Here is a 16,196-nt window from a genome sequence, read left to right on the forward strand (position 1 = left end):
TGACGCCTGTGAACGCACCGTCGATCACGGCCTTCGCCGCTCGCGCGGCTGCGCGGTGCATGCACGACAGACCGGCCGCGTGGCCGGTTGTTCCGTCAATGTCTCACGCGATACTTGCGCCATTTCTGATGCAGATCAAACCAGGCCGGTTTCGATCTCGACACCGCGCGATTTACTCGGTACCGCGCACGAGCAGCACGGGAACCTGGGCGAGATGCGCCACGCGACGCGCGACGCTGCCGATCAGCCAGGCGGCGATGCCGCGCCGGCCGTGCGTGCCGACCACCAGCAGTTCGGCACGCCAGTGCACGGCGTCGCGCATCAGTGCATGAGCCACGTCGTCGCTGGTCGGGCGGGTTTCGACGATACTGCGCTTGGTCGGGTTCCCGGTCGCATGGAACAGCGGGCCGATCTTCGCGAGTGCATCCTCGCCCTCCGCGCGATAGGCATCCTCGAGCGCGCGCACCGGCACGATATCCGTCAGACGAACCGCGCGATCGATCACGTATGCCGCGTACAGCAACGTTGTCGGCGTCGCGAAGCCGAGCCCGACGCGCACCGCGTGCAGCGACGGCTCGCTGCCGTCGACCGCGAACATCAGCCGCTGCAGGCCGCCATTCGACGGCAGCGCATAGGCGGCCGGCACGATCAGCAGCGCGCAGCGCGCGCGTGTCGTCAGCGTGTCCGACATCGCGCCTTCGACGAGCCGCAGCAGCCCGTGATGCGGATTCGCACCGACTATCAACACGTCCGCGCGCCATTCCGACGTATCGTTCACCAGTGCATCGGCCACCGAGCCGCCCGTCACCGACGTATCGACGATGGCCTGCTCGACCTCGATCCCGCTATCGGCGAACAGCGCGGCGATCCGCTCGTTGACGGCTTGCGCTTCGCGCATCATGTCCTCGCGCGCGGACGTCAGCAGCGCGTCGATGCGCGGGATGTCGGGCAATACGAGGCGGGGGTTGTCGATTGCGCAGACGATGCGCAATCGCATGCCGGGACGCAGCAGCGTGCGCGCGTAGCGTGCGGCGGACAGCGATTCGGGCGTCGGATCGACGGCCAGCGCGATCCGCGCAAGTGTCGGGATGGGCTGGGCAGGCTGCATGGCGAAGGCCTCCGTGCGTGCGCGTCGTCGCGGAACGACGACGGGAGCTTCGCGCGGAAGCGGCGCGCGGCGGCCGGACGGCCGCCGCGGTCGCGGGGATCGGCGGGATGTCACGCGAAGCGCGGACAATCGATGCGTTCAGCATAGGACGTCCGGCCCGCGCGTGCATGATCGCGATCAAGGGTCGCGCGAGCCCCTGCCCGCGCCGCTTACGACTTGGTCGGCACCGATGCCGCCGGACGGTTCGCGTAGAACAGCGCATACGCGATGCCGAGCAGCACGATCCACATCGGCCCGATCACGAGCGCGACGCGCGTGTCGGGCGTGAACGCCATCAGCACGACGACCAGCACGAGAAAACCGAGGGCGACGAACGAACCGAGCGGATAGAACGGCACGCGGATCGGCAGGCGCGCGATCTTGTCGGCCGACAGCGTGCGGCGAAAGCGCATCTGTGCGATCAGGATCACGCACCACGTCCAGATCGCGCCGAACGTCGACACCGACGTGAGCCACGTGAACACGTGCTGCGGCGCGAGATAGTTGAGCAGCACGCCGATCAGCAGCAGCGCGACCGAGACGATCACGCCGTACACCGGCACGCCGTTGCGGTTGACCTTGCCGAGCTTGCCCGGTGCCTGGCCCTGCTGCGCGAGGTTGTAGAGCATCCGCGCGGTGCTGAACAGGCCGCTGTTGCACGACGACAGCGCCGCGGTCAGCACGACGAAGTTGATGATGCCCGCGGCAGCCGGGATGCCGAGCCGCGAGAACGTCATCACGAACGGGCTGCCCTGCGTGCCGATCTGGTCCCACGGATAGAGCGACATGATCACGAACAGCGCGCCGATGTAGAAAATCAGCACGCGCCAGAACACCGAGTTCACGGCCTTCGTCAGCGACTTCTCCGGGTTGCGCGCCTCGCCTGCCGTGAGACCGAGCATCTCGACGCCCAGATACGCGAACATCACGATCGGCAGCGCGGCGATCACGCCGTTGATGCCGTTCGGCATGAAACCGCCGTGCGCCCACAGGTTCGACAGGCCGATCGCGACACCGCCGTTGCCGATGCCGAACGCGATCATCAATCCGCCGCCGATGATCATCAGCACGATCGTGACGATCTTGATCAGCGCGAACCAGAACTCGAATTCACCGTACAGCTTGACCGCGATGAAGTTCACCGAGCCCATCGCCATGAGCGCCGCGAGCGCCCAGATCCAGTTCGGCACGGAGGGGAACCACATGTGCATGTAGACGCCGACCGCGGTGATTTCCGCCATGCAGGTGACGATCCACACGAACCAGTAGGTCCAGCCGGTCAGGTAGCCGGCCAGCGGCCCGAGGTAGTCGCGCGCGTAGCGGCTGAACGCGCCGGCGACGGGATTGGCGATCGCCATCTCGCCGAGTGCGCGCATGATCAGGAAAATCGCGATGCCGCCCAGCAGGTAGGTCAGCAGGATGGCCGGGCCGGCGACGCGGATCGCGCTGGCCGAGCCGAGGAACAGGCCGACGCCGATCGTCGCGCCGAGCGCCATCAGGTTGATGTGCCGCTCTTCCAGCCCACGGTGCAACTGGTCTTCTGGTTGTTTCAAGTCCGTCTCCTGGCAGCCGTGAACGGGCCGCCGTCATTGTCGATATCAATGCGCGACCGTTCATGCCGAACCCGGCATGCCGAAAACGAAATAATCTCCGCTGTCATTTTCCGAATAAGAAACGACACGGATACTGCGTCAATCCGATGGGAATCGCCGCGGATTATCCGTATCGTCCGGAACAATCCGGAAAACGGATCGGGCCTTTCACGGAATACGCCCGTGCGGCCCGTGTGACGCGGCTGAGCGCGTAACGGACAGCACCGGGATCAATCGCTTTCGGCGCGAACGAATACGCGTCGAATGTGCGCGATCATGCGCACGCAATATGCAGGCGGGATTATATGGAGGATCAGTGGTTTCACGCCAGCCGATTTTCGTGGAAATCGTGGCGGGTGAAATCGGCGGCGGAATTCGAATGCGCGTATCTCGCGCGTGGATTTATTTGGACAACGTCGCGCGCACCGTATATTCGCCTTCGAGCGCCCCGTGTTCCGGTCGCACGAAATAACGCGACGCGTCGAGATCGGCCGGCATCGGCTCGACCGGGTAGCCGTGCTTTTCCCACGCATCGAGGCCGCCCTTCAGCGCCCGGATGTTGTGGATCATCTTCTTGCGCTGCATCTTCGCGATCAGGCGCTTCGCGGTGGCTTCGTTCGGGCACACGCAATAGACGACGATCGGCCGTTTCAGCAATTCGGGGTCGAGCAGGTCCGGCGAATCGAGATCGACCGGCACCGCGCCGGCGATCCGGTACGGTTCGCGCTCGCGAATTGCCTTCGGCCGCGCGTCGAAAATCAGCGGCGGCTCGTCCGACGTCATCATCTCGACGAGCTGCGGCGGCGAGATGCGCACCTGCGCGAGATAACGGCGGAACTGCACGCGACGCACCCAGCGGTACAGCAGGAACGTGATGAAGATCGCGAGGAACGCGTCGAGGATCGTGCCACCGCTCGCGCGCACCCACAGCACGAACTGGACGATCTGGTCGTGAATGGCCGCACCGCCGACCAGCCAGAACGCGGCCCACAGCGACGCGCCGGCCAGATCCCAGAACAGGAACACGCCGACACCGATCGCGGTCGTGCCGAGCAGCGGCGCCGACACGAGGCCGAGGCCCGGCAAGAACTTGGACAGCACGAGCAGCGGCGCGCCGTATCTTTCGAATACGTTACGCGCGAAACGCAGCGTGGTGTCGAGCGACAGCGAGAAGCGCACGAGGCCGTTCAGCAGGCGCCGGCCGCGCGTACGGCCCATGAAGAACCACAGCGAATCGGCCAGCATCGTCGCGCCGATCGCCGCCGCGAACATGCTGACCCAGGATGCCTGCCCCATTGCCGCCATCGTGCCGCCGAGAATCAGCATCGGCACGGCCGGCACCGGCACGCCGAGCTGCGTGATCAACACGCTCGCGAACACGGCCCACGGGCCGAGCGACGATGGAATAGCGATGGGAAAGTGCCACACGGCGGCGCTCCTGGAAGACATGCGGCCGCGCGACGGGGGCCGTCGAACCGGCTGGGCAGCGGCCGCCGCGGCATGTCCGCAGCCGACCAGTGCATGACGGGCATTCTAAACGGGTTTGGCCGCGATCGCGCGGAACCCGCGCCTTCGGCGCGGGCTTCAGGAGGTTGCCGGCACCGCCGTCGCGCTCACGCGTCCGGGCGCTGCGCAAGCCGCGCGACGTGTTCCGCGTAGTCGGGAAACGCGGCGGCCAGCACGGCTGCGTCGGCCAGTTCGAATTCCGCGAACTCGAAACCCGGCGCCACCGTACAGCCGACGAGCGCGACGTGCTCCGGCGCCGCGCAGCGTGCGCCGAACCAGCTCCCGGCCCGCACGACCGCCTGGAACACGGTGCCCGGATGCGTGAGCGGGTTGCCCAGCCGGTGGATCGTCAACCCGTCGCGCTCGTCGAGCACCCATACCTCGATCGGATCGCCCGCATAGAAATGCCAGACTTCGTCGGAACGGATTCGATGCCACGACGAGTAAGCGCCGTCGCACAACAGGTAGTAGATCGCCGTCGACGCGGCGCGCGGCGCGCCGTCGGCGGGACGCACGACCGAATCGGTCGCACGGTAGGTTTCGCGGAAATAGCCGCCTTCGGGGTGCGGCTGCAGGTCGAACTGGCGAATCAGGTCGGTAGCGGAAATCGGCATGGCGGATGACGTCGGTAAGGTAAGGAACCGGACACCCGGCGCACCGGATCGCTTCGCCCGTCGCGAACGCGACCGCATGCCGCCGGATGCCGCTGGGTCGAACGCCGCGGCCATGCGCGCGGCGAACAAGCGGACACCGGCCGATGCTGCCAGAACTGCGCATCGGGATGCAACCATGGGTACGCGATTGCGCCCATGGGGCGCATCGGGTGTACCGCCCTCGCCCGGCCGGTGGCCGGCGTGACAGAAACGGCAGCCGCGTTCACACGCCGAGCGTCGGCCGGCGCGTCGTGCGTTTCCGTTTCGTCAGGCCGTCATCCGGCGAATCCGCGCGACAGCCGCCGCCCGCGGCCGCCGATGCGTCAGCGCCGCGCCCACGTGCGTCACTCAGCCGACGGCGCGCCGGGCTCGCTATGCCGCACCAGCAGCACGGGCCGGTCGGCCGCGCGCAGCAGCGATTCGGCGACGCTGCCGAGCAGCAGCCTGCGCAGGCCGTGCCGCCCGCTCGTGCCCATCACGATCAGGTCGGCATCGGTTTCGGCCGCCGTGCGCATCAGCACGGTGGCGACATCCTCGCCGTAGGCGTCGAGCGCGCGCACGGTGCCCGGCACATGCTCCTGGGCGAGCACCGCTTTCGCGGCGTCGAGCACCGGCGTCGCGGCGTCGGTCGCGGCCGCATCGCCATCGCGCTCGGCCGCGAAACCCGCATCGACGTCGACGAGCTGCGGCCGGTGCTCGACGACATATGCGCAGGTGACTTCGCCGCCTGACGCCGCCGCGATCCGGATCGCCTCGTTCAGCGCGAGACGCGCGCTCGGGCTGCCGTCGAGCCCGACGAAAATCCGCTTGTACATGGTCCGTCCCTCCGACCGGACACGCCTCGCGCGTTGCGCGACGGCGGCCCGTTATCGCCACCCGGCCCGGTGCCGGCTGGCCTGCCGAACAGTCTGCCCCACGTGCCGACGCGCCCGTTGATGCGCGTCAAGTGCGGCCGGCGCGACCGCTGCTTCACGCCGATTGCCGCAATTTCTAGTGACCCCATTACAAAAAATGTGTAAATCGCGCACAATTTCATCTTGAAAATAGACGTTGCGTGCAGCCGGTGCGAGTTTTGCCCGGTTTTGCTGCGCTGCCCCCGTGCCACGGGGCGGCCCCCGACAACAGAATGGCCATCGAATGACCGCCAGTGGAACCCCGACGCGTGACGCCCGAGGGCCCACGCGCCTCCAGATCATGTTACGCCAGCCGCTCGCGGCCGGCGTCGTTGCGCTGTGCGCCGGCGCGGCGCTGTCGCTCGGCGTCGCGCTGCTCGTGCGCGAGCAGTGGCAAGGCGCCGTCCATACGCGTTTCGAACGCCGCACGTCGCACGTGACGGCCATGCTCCGCCACGAGCTGCAGTCCGGCGTTGCCGTGCTCGAAGGCGCGCGCGGCGCGTTCAGCCTCGTCCCGGACATGACGCCCGAGCAGTGGCGACGGTACGCGGACACGCTCGACCTCGACAGCGGCCGCTCGCCGGTTCGCCAGATCGGCTATGCGCCGCTGCCGCCCGCGACCCGCACCGCGCTCGCCGGCACGAACCCGATGCCGGCCGGCACGCTCGCGACCGCGGTGCTCAGCGCGCCGGCGTCGAATTCGCCCGTCGTGCGCTTCGGCGCATCCGACGCGGCGCCGCTCGCGCGCGCGCTGCAGACCGGCGACATCGCGCTTGGCGTCCACCCGGCCGACGACGACGCGTCCCGCGACGCCCGCACCTTCACGCTGTTCGTGCCGGTCGCCGCGTCGCCGCATGCGGCCGCCCCGCCGTCCGGCACGCGCGACACCGCCGCCGACGGGGTGCTGTTCGCGGCGCTGAGCCCGCGTCGCCTGATCGAGCGCGCGCTCGACGCGGAACGCGGAATCGACGTGTCGATGACCGCCGGCGGCGACCGGCGTGCGATCGTCAGCGTCGAAACGACGACCGACGAGGCGTCGGCATCGCCCGACCTGATGCGGCGCACCGACGAGCTGAACTTCGGCGGCACCGTGCTGGCGCTCGCCTATTCCGCGGACGGCCGCCCGAGCGCAACCGGCGCGCAACGCGCGGCCGGCACCGTGCTCGCCGCCGGGCTGATCGCGTCGATCGCGTTCGCGATGCTCGTCCATGCACTGCTGCGCCGCACCGGTGCCGCCGATTCCGGTGCGAGCAGCCGCGGCATCCTCAACGAGGCGCGGATGATGGGCATCATCCGTTCGTCGATGGAAGCGATCATCACGATCGACGAGAAGCAGACGGTCGTGATCTTCAATCCGATGGCCGAGCAGGTGTTCGGCGTGTCCGCGATGGAAGCGATCGGCGCGCCGCTGTCGCGTTTCATCCCCGAGCGGTTCCGCGCCGCGCACGCGAAGCACGTCGACCAGTTCGGCGTGACGGGCGTGTCCGAACGTCAGATGGGCCGCCAGCGGGTGCTGTTCGGGCTGCGCGCCAACGGCGAGGAGTTCCCGATCGAGGCATCGATCTCGCAGATCCGCGACGCGTCCGGCAAGCTCTACACGGTGATGCTGCGCGACATCACCGAGCGGCAGCGCGCGGAGAATGCGCTGAAGCTGTCGCGCGAGGAATTGCGCGAACTATCGGCGAACCTGCAGAACGTGCGCGAAGAGGAAAAGACCCGCATCGCGCGCGAACTGCATGACGACCTCGGCCAGCAGCTCACCGCGCTGAAGATGGATCTGTCGGTGGTCGAACAGCAACTGCGCGTGCCCGGCCGCGCGCTGCCCGACGAGGGCGTGCTGTCGCACCTGCAGGGCATGCGGCGGCTGATCGACGCAACGGTCGCATCGGTGCGGCGCATCGCGGCCGACCTGCGGCCCGTGATGCTCGACGATCTCGGCCTCGTGCCGGCGATCGAATGGCTCGCGAACGATTTCACGAACCGCTACGGGATCGACGTCGAGCGGCACATCGAAACGGGCGGCCTCACGTTCACCAGCGCGGGCGCGACCACGTTGTTCCGGATCGTCCAGGAAGCGCTGACGAACGTCGCGCGCCATGCGGATGCGACGCGCGTCGCGCTGCGGCTCGACGTGGAGGAAGGCTTCTGCGTATTGCGCGTCGCGGACAACGGCCGCGGCTCGGCACCCGGCGGCCCGGCCCACGAAGACAAATCGTTCGGCCTGATCGGCATTCGCGAACGCGCCCACATGCTGGGCGGCACCGTGACGATCGACACCGCGCTCGCGCGCGGTTTCTCGATCACCGTCGCCCTCCCGCTCAGCACCGTACAACAGGAAACGCTCATCTCATGATCAAGGTGCTCATCGCCGACGACCATACGCTCGTACGCGACGGTCTGCGGCACATCCTCCAGAACGCCACCGGGTTCGAAGTGGCCGGCGAAGCCTGCGACGGCCCGTCGACGATCGCGCTCGTTCGCGCCACGCCCGCCCAGGTGCTCGTGCTCGACCTGTCGATGCCGGGCCGCAACGGCGTCGAGCTGATCAAGCAGATCAAGGACGAGAAGCCCGCGCTGCGCGTGCTCGTGCTGACCATGCACGCGGAGCAGCAGTACGCGGTGCGCGCGTTCCGTGCCGGCGCGTCGGGGTATCTGACGAAGGAAAGCGCGAGCGCCGAGCTGGTCGGCGCGGTCACGAAGGTGGCGTCGGGCGGCGTCTACGTGAGCCTCGCGATGGCCGAGCAGTTCGCGCAGAGCCTGAACGAGCCGGCCGAGACGTTGCCGCACCAGCGGCTGTCCGATCGCGAATTCGACGTGTTCCGGCGGATCGCGGCGGGCCAGACGCTGACCGAGATCGCCAACGCGCTGTGCGTGAGCGCGAAGACGGTCAGCACGTACAAGACACGGATCCTGGAAAAGATGCAGATGCCGCACGAAGCGGCGCTGGTGCGCTACGCGATGCGGCACAAGCTGCTCGACGAAACGGACGACGTCTAGCGGCGTCTGGCAGCGGATGGCGCGCGCCGCTCACCACGCCTATTTCGCGGGCACCGGGCACGCGAGATCACCTTCCTCGCACGACAGATAGCCCTTCAGCGTTTCGGTGCGCGCTTTCGTCAGATCGTCGAGGCAGGTCGACACGACCATCGGATACGCGCTGCCGCCCTCGGCGTTCGCGCTGGAGAAGCTGCATTCGGCATCGCGGTACGCGATCCACGCACGCTGCGCGTTCACGAGCTTGTCGGCGAGCGGCCGCGCATCGCGCAGGCGCGCGGTGACGGTCTGGTAGATCCGGTTCAGTTCCCCGTCGGATTTCCTGTACGCGCGATCGGCGCACGCCGTCATCGCAGCCTGGTCCGTCGCGTCGGCACAATTCGCCTGTGCATGGGCGACGTTCGCCGCCAGCGCCAGTGCGCACAGCAAACCGGTCAAGACACGCATGGATGCTCCTTGTTGTTCGTTGAAGTCGTGGAACCCGGTGCCGGGCCTGTCGTGCTGTCGAGCATCGGCCGCCGTGCGGCGGCGATGCCGATCGCGATGCTAGCGCACGCGCGCCGGCTTGTCAGCCGGCATCGCAGCGCCCGCGACGGCTTGCATATCGGCCCCGCACACCTACACTGGAAAATCGATACGCCGCTTCAGGCCCGCGCTATCGCATCCATCCCGTCTCCGCTTCCGCGCATTCCTCAGCGCATTTCGCGTTCGCATCGCCGAGCGGGGTGACGACTCGTCAGTCAGGTTCCTCCACCCGGCCCAACGTGCTTTCGCCGTCGCTCCCTGGAGGGAATCATGAGCTATCACCTGGAAGGCCGTCTGCTCGAGGTCTGCAACTGTCGCGTACTCTGCCCGTGCTGGATCGGCGAGGACCCGGATTTCGGCGTCTGCGACACGATCGTCGCATGGCATGTCGACAAGGGCACTGTCGACGGCGTCGACGTGAGCGGCAACACGATCGCCGCCGTGTGCCGCGTGCCCGGCAACATCCTGCAAGGCAACTGGACGGCCGCGATCTACGTCAGCGACACGGCATCCGACGCGCAGGAGCAGGCGCTGCTGAAGGTCTACACCGGCCAGGCCGGCGGCCCGATCGCCGAACTCGCGAAACTGATCGGCACGGTCGTGTCGATCGAACGCGCCCCCATCGCCTTCAACGTCGAAGGGGCACGCGGCACACTGTCGATCGGCACCGACTACCACGCGGAACTCGAGCCGTATCTCGGCCCGAGCGGCGCGCAGACGACGCTGACCGACACCGTGTTCTCGACGGTACCCGGCGCACCGGTGTTCGTCGGCAAGGCGCCGGTCTACCGGTCGAAGAACGCGGCGATCGGCATCGACGTCGATCTGAAGAATCACAACGCGCTGCAGAGCACGTTCCTGTTCGACGCGTGAAGCGCGATTGCACGCCCACGGTCATGGCCGCTTCGCTGCATCGGCGCCTGTTTCCGCTCGTGCTCGCGAGTCTCGTCGCGTTCGCGTGGCTCACGCTGTGGGCATGGACGCGCAGCCCGTACGGGCGCTACCTCGACCACGGCGACAGCGCATTGTCCGCACCGTTCAGCGCGCTATGCCGCGCGCTGCCGGGCGGCACGCTGTGGCTGCCGGCCGCGTTCGACGCGGCCGGCTGGACGCTGATGATCCTCGCGATGATGCTGCCGACGACGTTGTCGCTGTTCGATGCGTTCGCCCGCGTCGTCGCGAGCCGCCCCGACCAGACGCGCCTGCTCGCGCTCGTCGGCATCGGCTACGTCGCCACGTGGAGCGGTTTCGGCCTCGTCGCGCACGGCCTGCACGAACTGGTGCTGGCAGGTGTCGCGCGCGTGCCGGCGCTCGCGTGGCGCGGCTGGCTGATCGGCGCGGCCGTCTTCGCGCTCGCGGGCGCGTTCCAGTTCAGCGGACTGAAGACGCACTGCCTCGATCGTTGCCGCACGCCGTTCAGTTTCGTGATCAGCCGCTGGCGTGGCCGCACGCCGATGCGTCACGCGTTTGCGCTCGGCGTCAGCCATGGAATCTTCTGCGTCGGCTGCTGCTGGGCGCTGATGCTGCTGATGTTCGTCGTCGGCGCCGGGAGTCTCGGCTGGATGCTGGCGCTCGCCGCGTTGATGGCACTCGAGAAGAATGCGGCCTGGGGGCAGGCGCTCACCGCGCCGCTTGGCGCCGCGTTGTTCGGTGCGGCCGTGCTGATCGTTGCCAGCCACGCGTGAGGCCCGCGATGCGACCGCTTGCCTCCACGTTCGCGCTGCATGTCCGGCCGGGCATGCGCGTCGCCGCGCTGACGTCGATCGCGATGCTCGCGTTCGCGTCGAATTCGCTGCTGTGCCGGCTCGCGCTGCAGGCCGGACGGATCGACGCGGCCAGCTTCGGCAGCCTGCGTCTCGTATCCGGCGCGCTGATGCTCGCGATCGTCGCCCGCGCGGGTGCGCGGCGGCCCGCCCAGCCTGCGGACTGGCCCGCCGCGGCGATGCTGTTCGTGTACGTCGCGTGCTTCTCGTTTGCGTATCTGACCGTCAGCGCGGCCACCGGCGCGCTGATCCTGTTCGGCGCGGTGCAGCTGACGATGTTTGCGGCGGGATGGCACGCCGGCGAACGGTTTGCCGCGACCGGCTGGGCCGGGTTCGGCGCGGCGCTCGGCGGACTGGTGTATCTCGTGTCACCGGGGCTCGCCGCGCCGACGCCGCGCGGCGCCGCGCTGATGACGGCCGCGGGCATCGCATGGGGAATCTATTCGATACGCGGCCGTCGGCCCGTCGATCCGGTCGCGGCGACCGCCGGCAATTTCCTGCGCGCCGCGCCGCTGGCGCTCGCGCTGAGCGTCGCGCTCGCCGCCCGCTTCCACGTCACGCCGGCCGGCGTCGTACTTGCCGTGCTTTCGGGCGCGCTGACCTCGGGCCTCGGCTACGTGCTCTGGTATGCCGCGCTGCGGCACCTCACGGCGATGCGCGCCGCGGCGGTTCAACTCTCCGTTCCCCCCATCGCTGCGTGCGGCGCCGTGCTGTTCCTGTCGGAACAGCCGACCTGGCGGCTCGCGCTCGCATCGACCGCGATCCTCGGCGGTGTCGCGGCCGTGCTCGCGACACGCGCGCGCCAGGCGGGCAGCCGCCGCTGATGCGCATCGGGCGCAACGCGCTCGCGGCCCCCGACGATTCAGGCAGCCAAAATGCAAAACCCGCACACGGACACCGTGCACGGGTTTCGGAAGAGACGGCAAGCGCCGGGCGCCCTTGCGGGCGCTGCCGGGCTTAGTGGCCGAAGAACACCGACGAACGGTCGGTGGCGGCCGGCACGAGCACGCGCTGACCCGACTGCGACGTCCCGACAGGGTTCGAGCCGTAGCCCGTTGCATCGGCTTGCGCGCCGGTGTTCTGTGCGGCGGCGATCTTTGCCTGCGCGGCCTGGATGTTTTCCGGGTAGTTGATCCAGTCGTTCGGGTTGTAGCCGGCCTTTTCGAGCTGGACCAGCTCGGCGCGCACTTGCGCGCGCGTCAGCGGCTGCTGGCTTTGGGCGAACGAAACGACCGGTGCGGCCACCAGGGCGGCCAGTGCAACTGCCTTGATCAGCGATTTCATGATGCGTTACCTCCAGGATTGTTTTGTCAGGCGCTTCGGACTCGGGGTCGTTGCGCATGAGTAGAAGTCTAGGAGGCAGCTCTATCAGGGTAAATACTTAAATCACGAATTCACTGTTGACGGAAAACATACAATCGTCGCGATATTCGCTGAATCGTCAGACGATTATCGGCGTTCGCGCACCGAATGCCGCGAAACGGTACCCGGCGCGCCCCGCCGGGCATCAGCGCCCCGACGACGCCATCAGCCGGTCGAACAGCAGCGCCTTGAGGCGAATCAGGTCGTCGGCGCCGGTCTCGCCGAACGCCGCGTGATGCAGCGTCAGCGCGGGCGCCGCCGGGTCGGCATGGACGGCCCGCACCGTGCCGTCGAGCGTCAGCAGCTCGACCCGGCCGCCCGTCGCGTACGGCAACAGCACGCGCAAGGGCTCGCCGATGGCGGCAATCGGCCGGTCGACGGCAATCGACAGCCCGCTCACGCTGATGTCGTGCACCATCCCGATGCCTTCCGCGCCCTCCGCTCCGCCTGCGCAGCAGGCGGCGATCCGCACCGGCACGCGCGGCTCCGCGCGTGTGCGCAGGCGGTCGACGAAACCCGGCGGCGACAGGACCAGGAACCGCGCGCCGCCCGCCTCCTGCACCGATTCCACCGTCGCACCGAAACGCGACACCGCGGCACGGCCGATGGCCACCGCCTCGATGTCGTCGCCACTCGCGAAGTCGAACGCGGCCGCCGGCTGCGGCTCGACGAACAGCGCACCCGATGCGGCTATGCCGATCAGCCGGTAGTGCTGCAGCCCGCGGGTCGTGCCGACCCGGCGGCGGATGCCGATCGCGGCGCCGGCCGACAACCCCATTCGCGTGGCGTGCGGCACCGCGTCGGGCGCGCGTGGCGCGGTTTCGGTTTCGGCTTCGGTGTCGTCGCGCCGGCGTACCGGCCGGAAATGGTCGAACAGGAATGCATGCTGCGCGGCATCGCGCAGCGTCGTGCCCGCCGGCAGCAGCGCGGCGCCGTCGGCATCGTAGAGATCGAAGGCGAGCGGAACACTGGCGGCGAGATCGTCGCGCGTGAGCGCGACGTAGTCGGAAGATAGCCTCATCGGAGAGGCGCGGAGCGACCGCGCGAGCTGTCATGACACCATGATTACGGCAGCCGCGCGCGAAATCTGAACGGCTTCCTCACTGCGAAGCGCCGCTCGCGTCGGGAACGGCCGGCACGGGCGGCTGGGCCGGTGCAGCCGAAGGCGCGGCGGCCGGCGCAGCACCGAGGCCCGAGTTGCCCCCACCCGGCGTGCTCGCCCCCGCTGGCGGCTGAGCAGGCTGCGGTTGCGACGCGCCGGCCGACAGCGCGGCAGCCGACGCGGCCACTTCCGACGCCGGTACCCATTCCTCGACGATGCCACCCGATGCCGCCTCCGGCGCGGAGGCGGCCGAGGCGGTCGATTCCGTGCCGGTGTCAGCCTCGGGCGCGCGCTCCACCCGCTGCGTCCTGGCCGGCGCGGGCGCCTTCTCAGGCTTGGGCGGGAACCATGTGTCGAACAGGTCCGTCACGCGCTCGCGCAGCGACGCGAACCAGCCCGGCGACGGCTCGGTATCGAATTTCGCCTTCGTGTCGACGATCCGGGCGCGCTGCGCACGCTGGAAGAAATCGCCGACGATCGGCAGCGCGCTGTGCGCGCCCTGCCCCCAGTAATCGCTGCGCAACGTCACGCGGCCGTCGTCGAAACCGACCCACGCGCCGGCAACGAGGCCGGGCTGCATCAGGATGAACCAGCCGTCCGCGTTGTCCTGCGTCGTGCCCGTCTTGCCGGCGACGTCGCCGCGAATCCCGAAGCGCGTGCGGATGCTGCCGCCCGTGCCCCGCGTCACGACGTCGCGCATCACGCTGAGCAGCGTCTTGTCGGTTTCGGCGTCGAGCGCGCGCTCGGGCGGCGCCGGCGCGTATTCGGCGAGCACGTCGCCCTGGCGGTTCTCGATGCGCGTCACCATCTGCGGCTCGACATACAGCCCGCCGTTCGCGACCGTCGCGTACGACGCGACCATCTCCTTCAGCGTGACCGGGCTCGTGCCGAGCGCGAGCGACGGCACGCGTTCGAGCGGGCTTTCACGCACGCCCATGTCGCGCGCGAGCCTGGCGACGGACGCCGGCCCGACCTTCTCCATCACCTGCGCGGTGATCCGGTTGCGCGACAGCGCGACCGCGTCGCGCAGCGTCATCGGCTTGCCCGTCGGCGGCACGTCGTCGTTCGGCCGCCAGATCTCGCCGCCCTTCAACGGGATCTCGACCGGCTGGTCGATGAACGTGTCGTCCGGCTTCATCCCGTTCGCGAACGCGACGCCATAGACGAACGGCTTGAACGTCGAGCCCGGCTGGCGCCGCGCCTGCGCGACGTGGTCGAACGGCTCGCTGGTGAAGTCGCGGCTGCCGACCCACGCGCGGATCTGCCCGTTGCGCGGGTCGATCGCGAGGAGGCCGGCCTGCACGTCGGTCTTGGTCTTGCACAGCGCACGCATGAAACCGCGGTCGGCCGCGAGCAGCTTCATCGCGGCCGCGTCGTCCTTGCCGGCGTCCTGCGCGGCCTTGTACTCGGGCGACTCGCGCATGAAGGTGCGGAAGACCTCGTTGTCGGTGCCGCAGCCGTCGCGGCCGCTCCACGCGTTGTTCGCGATGCCCTGCAACTGGTTGCCCTGCAGCGTGAGCGCCTGCGTCGCCATCTGCTGCAGCCGCGAGTCGATCGTCGTGCGCACGATCAGGCCGTCCGCGTAGATGTTGTAGTCGTTGCGGTCGGCCCATGCGATCAGCCATTTGCGGAGTTGCTGCGCGAAATGCGGCGCCGGCCCGGGCGGCTCCTTCTGACGCTCGAAATCGATCCGCAACGGCCGGCGTTGCAATTGCGCGAACTGCGCGGGCGACAGCTTGCCGTACTTCACCATCTGGCCGAGCACCGTATTGCGCCGCTGCAGCGCGCGCTCGGGGTTCAGCACCGGGTTGTAGTAGCTGTTGCCCTTCAGCATCCCGACGAGCGTCGCGCTGTCGAGCACGTCCAGCTCGTCGGCGGACTTGTCGAAATAGGTGCGCGCGGCCATTTCGACGCCGTACGCGTTGTACAGGAACGGCACCGTGTTCAGGTAGGTCTCGAGGATCTGGTCCTTGCTGTAGACGGCCTCGATCTTCAGCGCGGTGATCGCCTCCTTCACCTTGCGCGTGAGTGTCGGCGCGCGGCCGATTTCGTCCGGATACAGGTTGCGCGCGAGCTGCTGCGTGATCGTCGAGCCGCCCTGGCGGCTGCCCGAGAACGTATGGAGCGCGGCCGATGCCGTGCGCTTCCAGTCGAGGCCGTGGTGCTCGTAGAAGCGGTGATCCTCGGTCGCGATCAGCGCGTCGACCATGTGCGGCGAGATCTGCTTGAGCGGCACCCATTCCCGGTTCGACGGCTTGAATTCGGCCAGCAGCTTGCCGTCGGCGGACAGCACCTGCGCGGGCTGGTCGACACGCGCCTTGCGGATGTCGCCGATGCCCGGCGTAAACGGGATGAGCACGACCACGTACACCACGAACAGCGCCGGCACGGCGGCGCCCGCGAGCAGCACGCCGCGGCGCGTCGGATGACGCAGGTGGTGCCACGCAACGGCGGCGAGAGGCTTGACCCTCGCGACGGCGGCAGCCGCGACGGGTTGGGCGCGCGCGACCCATCTGGCACAGAAGTCACGCACTGACGACACGTTTCGGCGATTCACGCGGGTGGAGCTCGGCTGAAAAGGGTGCATCGTACCAAACTCGCGCGGCCCGTCGAACCGCGACGGCGTCGCGCCCGCCTGCACGGACGGCCGGGCGCCGGT

At 68.7% G+C, this 16,196-nt stretch carries 14 protein-coding genes; 5 read left to right on the forward strand and 9 right to left on the reverse strand.

What is annotated here, in order from left to right; translation table 11 throughout:
* Nucleotides 1–172: 172 nt before the first annotated feature.
* The 5 genes from PQB87_RS26285 to PQB87_RS26305 form a co-directional block, all read right to left on the reverse strand.
* Nucleotides 173–1,108, reverse strand: coding sequence for a universal stress protein (locus PQB87_RS26285; RefSeq protein ID WP_021159144.1), 936 nt, complete (start codon nucleotides 1,106–1,108; stop codon nucleotides 173–175).
* Between the two features lie 209 nt (nucleotides 1,109–1,317).
* Nucleotides 1,318–2,700, reverse strand: a complete 1,383-nt coding sequence (locus PQB87_RS26290; protein ID WP_174413016.1) for an amino acid permease — start codon at nucleotides 2,698–2,700, stop codon at nucleotides 1,318–1,320.
* Between the two features lie 441 nt (nucleotides 2,701–3,141).
* Nucleotides 3,142–4,167 carry a DedA family protein/thiosulfate sulfurtransferase GlpE gene (locus PQB87_RS26295; protein ID WP_021159151.1) on the reverse strand — a complete coding sequence of 342 codons (1,026 nt, stop codon included), beginning with the start codon at nucleotides 4,165–4,167 and terminating at the stop codon, nucleotides 3,142–3,144.
* Between the two features lie 185 nt (nucleotides 4,168–4,352).
* Nucleotides 4,353–4,859 carry a cupin domain-containing protein gene (locus PQB87_RS26300; protein WP_111943414.1) on the reverse strand — a complete coding sequence of 169 codons (507 nt, stop codon included), beginning with the start codon at nucleotides 4,857–4,859 and terminating at the stop codon, nucleotides 4,353–4,355.
* A 383-nt stretch (nucleotides 4,860–5,242) separates the two neighbouring features.
* Complete coding sequence (locus PQB87_RS26305) at nucleotides 5,243–5,713, reverse strand: universal stress protein (protein ID WP_113047157.1); 471 nt, start codon at nucleotides 5,711–5,713, stop codon at nucleotides 5,243–5,245.
* Nucleotides 5,714–6,035: 322 nt separating this feature from the next.
* Here PQB87_RS26305 and PQB87_RS26310 point away from each other — a divergent pair, with 322 nt between their 5' ends.
* Both PQB87_RS26310 and PQB87_RS26315 read left to right on the forward strand, forming a co-directional pair.
* Entirely contained in the window at nucleotides 6,036–8,144 is a 2,109-nt protein-coding gene (locus PQB87_RS26310; protein ID WP_489242891.1) for a PAS domain S-box protein, read from the forward strand.
* Complete coding sequence (locus PQB87_RS26315) at nucleotides 8,141–8,788, forward strand: response regulator (protein WP_006483707.1); 648 nt, start codon at nucleotides 8,141–8,143, stop codon at nucleotides 8,786–8,788. Before PQB87_RS26310 ends, PQB87_RS26315 begins: the two co-directional genes overlap by 4 nt.
* A gap of 39 nt (nucleotides 8,789–8,827) precedes the next feature.
* On the opposite strand, the gene PQB87_RS26320 is transcribed toward PQB87_RS26315, so the two are convergent.
* The gene (locus PQB87_RS26320) at nucleotides 8,828–9,232 is read right to left on the reverse strand and encodes a lysozyme inhibitor LprI family protein (RefSeq protein ID WP_226146007.1); all 405 of its coding nucleotides are present in this window, start codon (nucleotides 9,230–9,232) and stop codon (nucleotides 8,828–8,830) included.
* A gap of 348 nt (nucleotides 9,233–9,580) precedes the next feature.
* Between PQB87_RS26320 and PQB87_RS26325 the strand changes: the two genes are divergently transcribed.
* From PQB87_RS26325 to PQB87_RS26335, 3 genes are read left to right on the forward strand one after another with little or no spacing between them, the layout of a single operon-like run.
* On the forward strand, nucleotides 9,581–10,183 hold the full coding sequence (locus PQB87_RS26325) for a DUF1326 domain-containing protein (protein WP_059683480.1): 603 nt from the start codon (nucleotides 9,581–9,583) through the stop codon (nucleotides 10,181–10,183).
* Nucleotides 10,184–10,206: 23 nt separating this feature from the next.
* Nucleotides 10,207–10,995: a DUF2182 domain-containing protein gene (locus PQB87_RS26330; protein WP_060061785.1), complete on the forward strand. Its 789-nt coding sequence runs from the start codon at nucleotides 10,207–10,209 to the stop codon at nucleotides 10,993–10,995.
* An 8-nt stretch (nucleotides 10,996–11,003) separates the two neighbouring features.
* Nucleotides 11,004–11,897: a DMT family transporter gene (locus PQB87_RS26335; protein WP_489242892.1), complete on the forward strand. Its 894-nt coding sequence runs from the start codon at nucleotides 11,004–11,006 to the stop codon at nucleotides 11,895–11,897.
* Nucleotides 11,898–12,030: 133 nt separating this feature from the next.
* Here the strand turns inward: PQB87_RS26335 and PQB87_RS26340 are convergent, their stop codons facing one another.
* The 3 genes from PQB87_RS26340 to PQB87_RS26350 all read right to left on the reverse strand — a co-directional run bounded on the left by PQB87_RS26340 (nucleotide 12,031) and on the right by PQB87_RS26350 (nucleotide 16,124).
* On the reverse strand, nucleotides 12,031–12,357 hold the full coding sequence (locus PQB87_RS26340) for a DUF4148 domain-containing protein (RefSeq protein WP_021159159.1): 327 nt from the start codon (nucleotides 12,355–12,357) through the stop codon (nucleotides 12,031–12,033).
* A gap of 223 nt (nucleotides 12,358–12,580) precedes the next feature.
* Nucleotides 12,581–13,456 carry a PilZ domain-containing protein gene (locus PQB87_RS26345; protein WP_489242893.1) on the reverse strand — a complete coding sequence of 292 codons (876 nt, stop codon included), beginning with the start codon at nucleotides 13,454–13,456 and terminating at the stop codon, nucleotides 12,581–12,583.
* A 79-nt stretch (nucleotides 13,457–13,535) separates the two neighbouring features.
* Nucleotides 13,536–16,124: a penicillin-binding protein 1A gene (locus tag PQB87_RS26350; RefSeq protein ID WP_174413019.1), complete on the reverse strand. Its 2,589-nt coding sequence runs from the start codon at nucleotides 16,122–16,124 to the stop codon at nucleotides 13,536–13,538.
* Nucleotides 16,125–16,196 lie beyond the last annotated feature (72 nt).

It is taken from the genome of Burkholderia sp. KL41 (assembly GCF_057005415.2).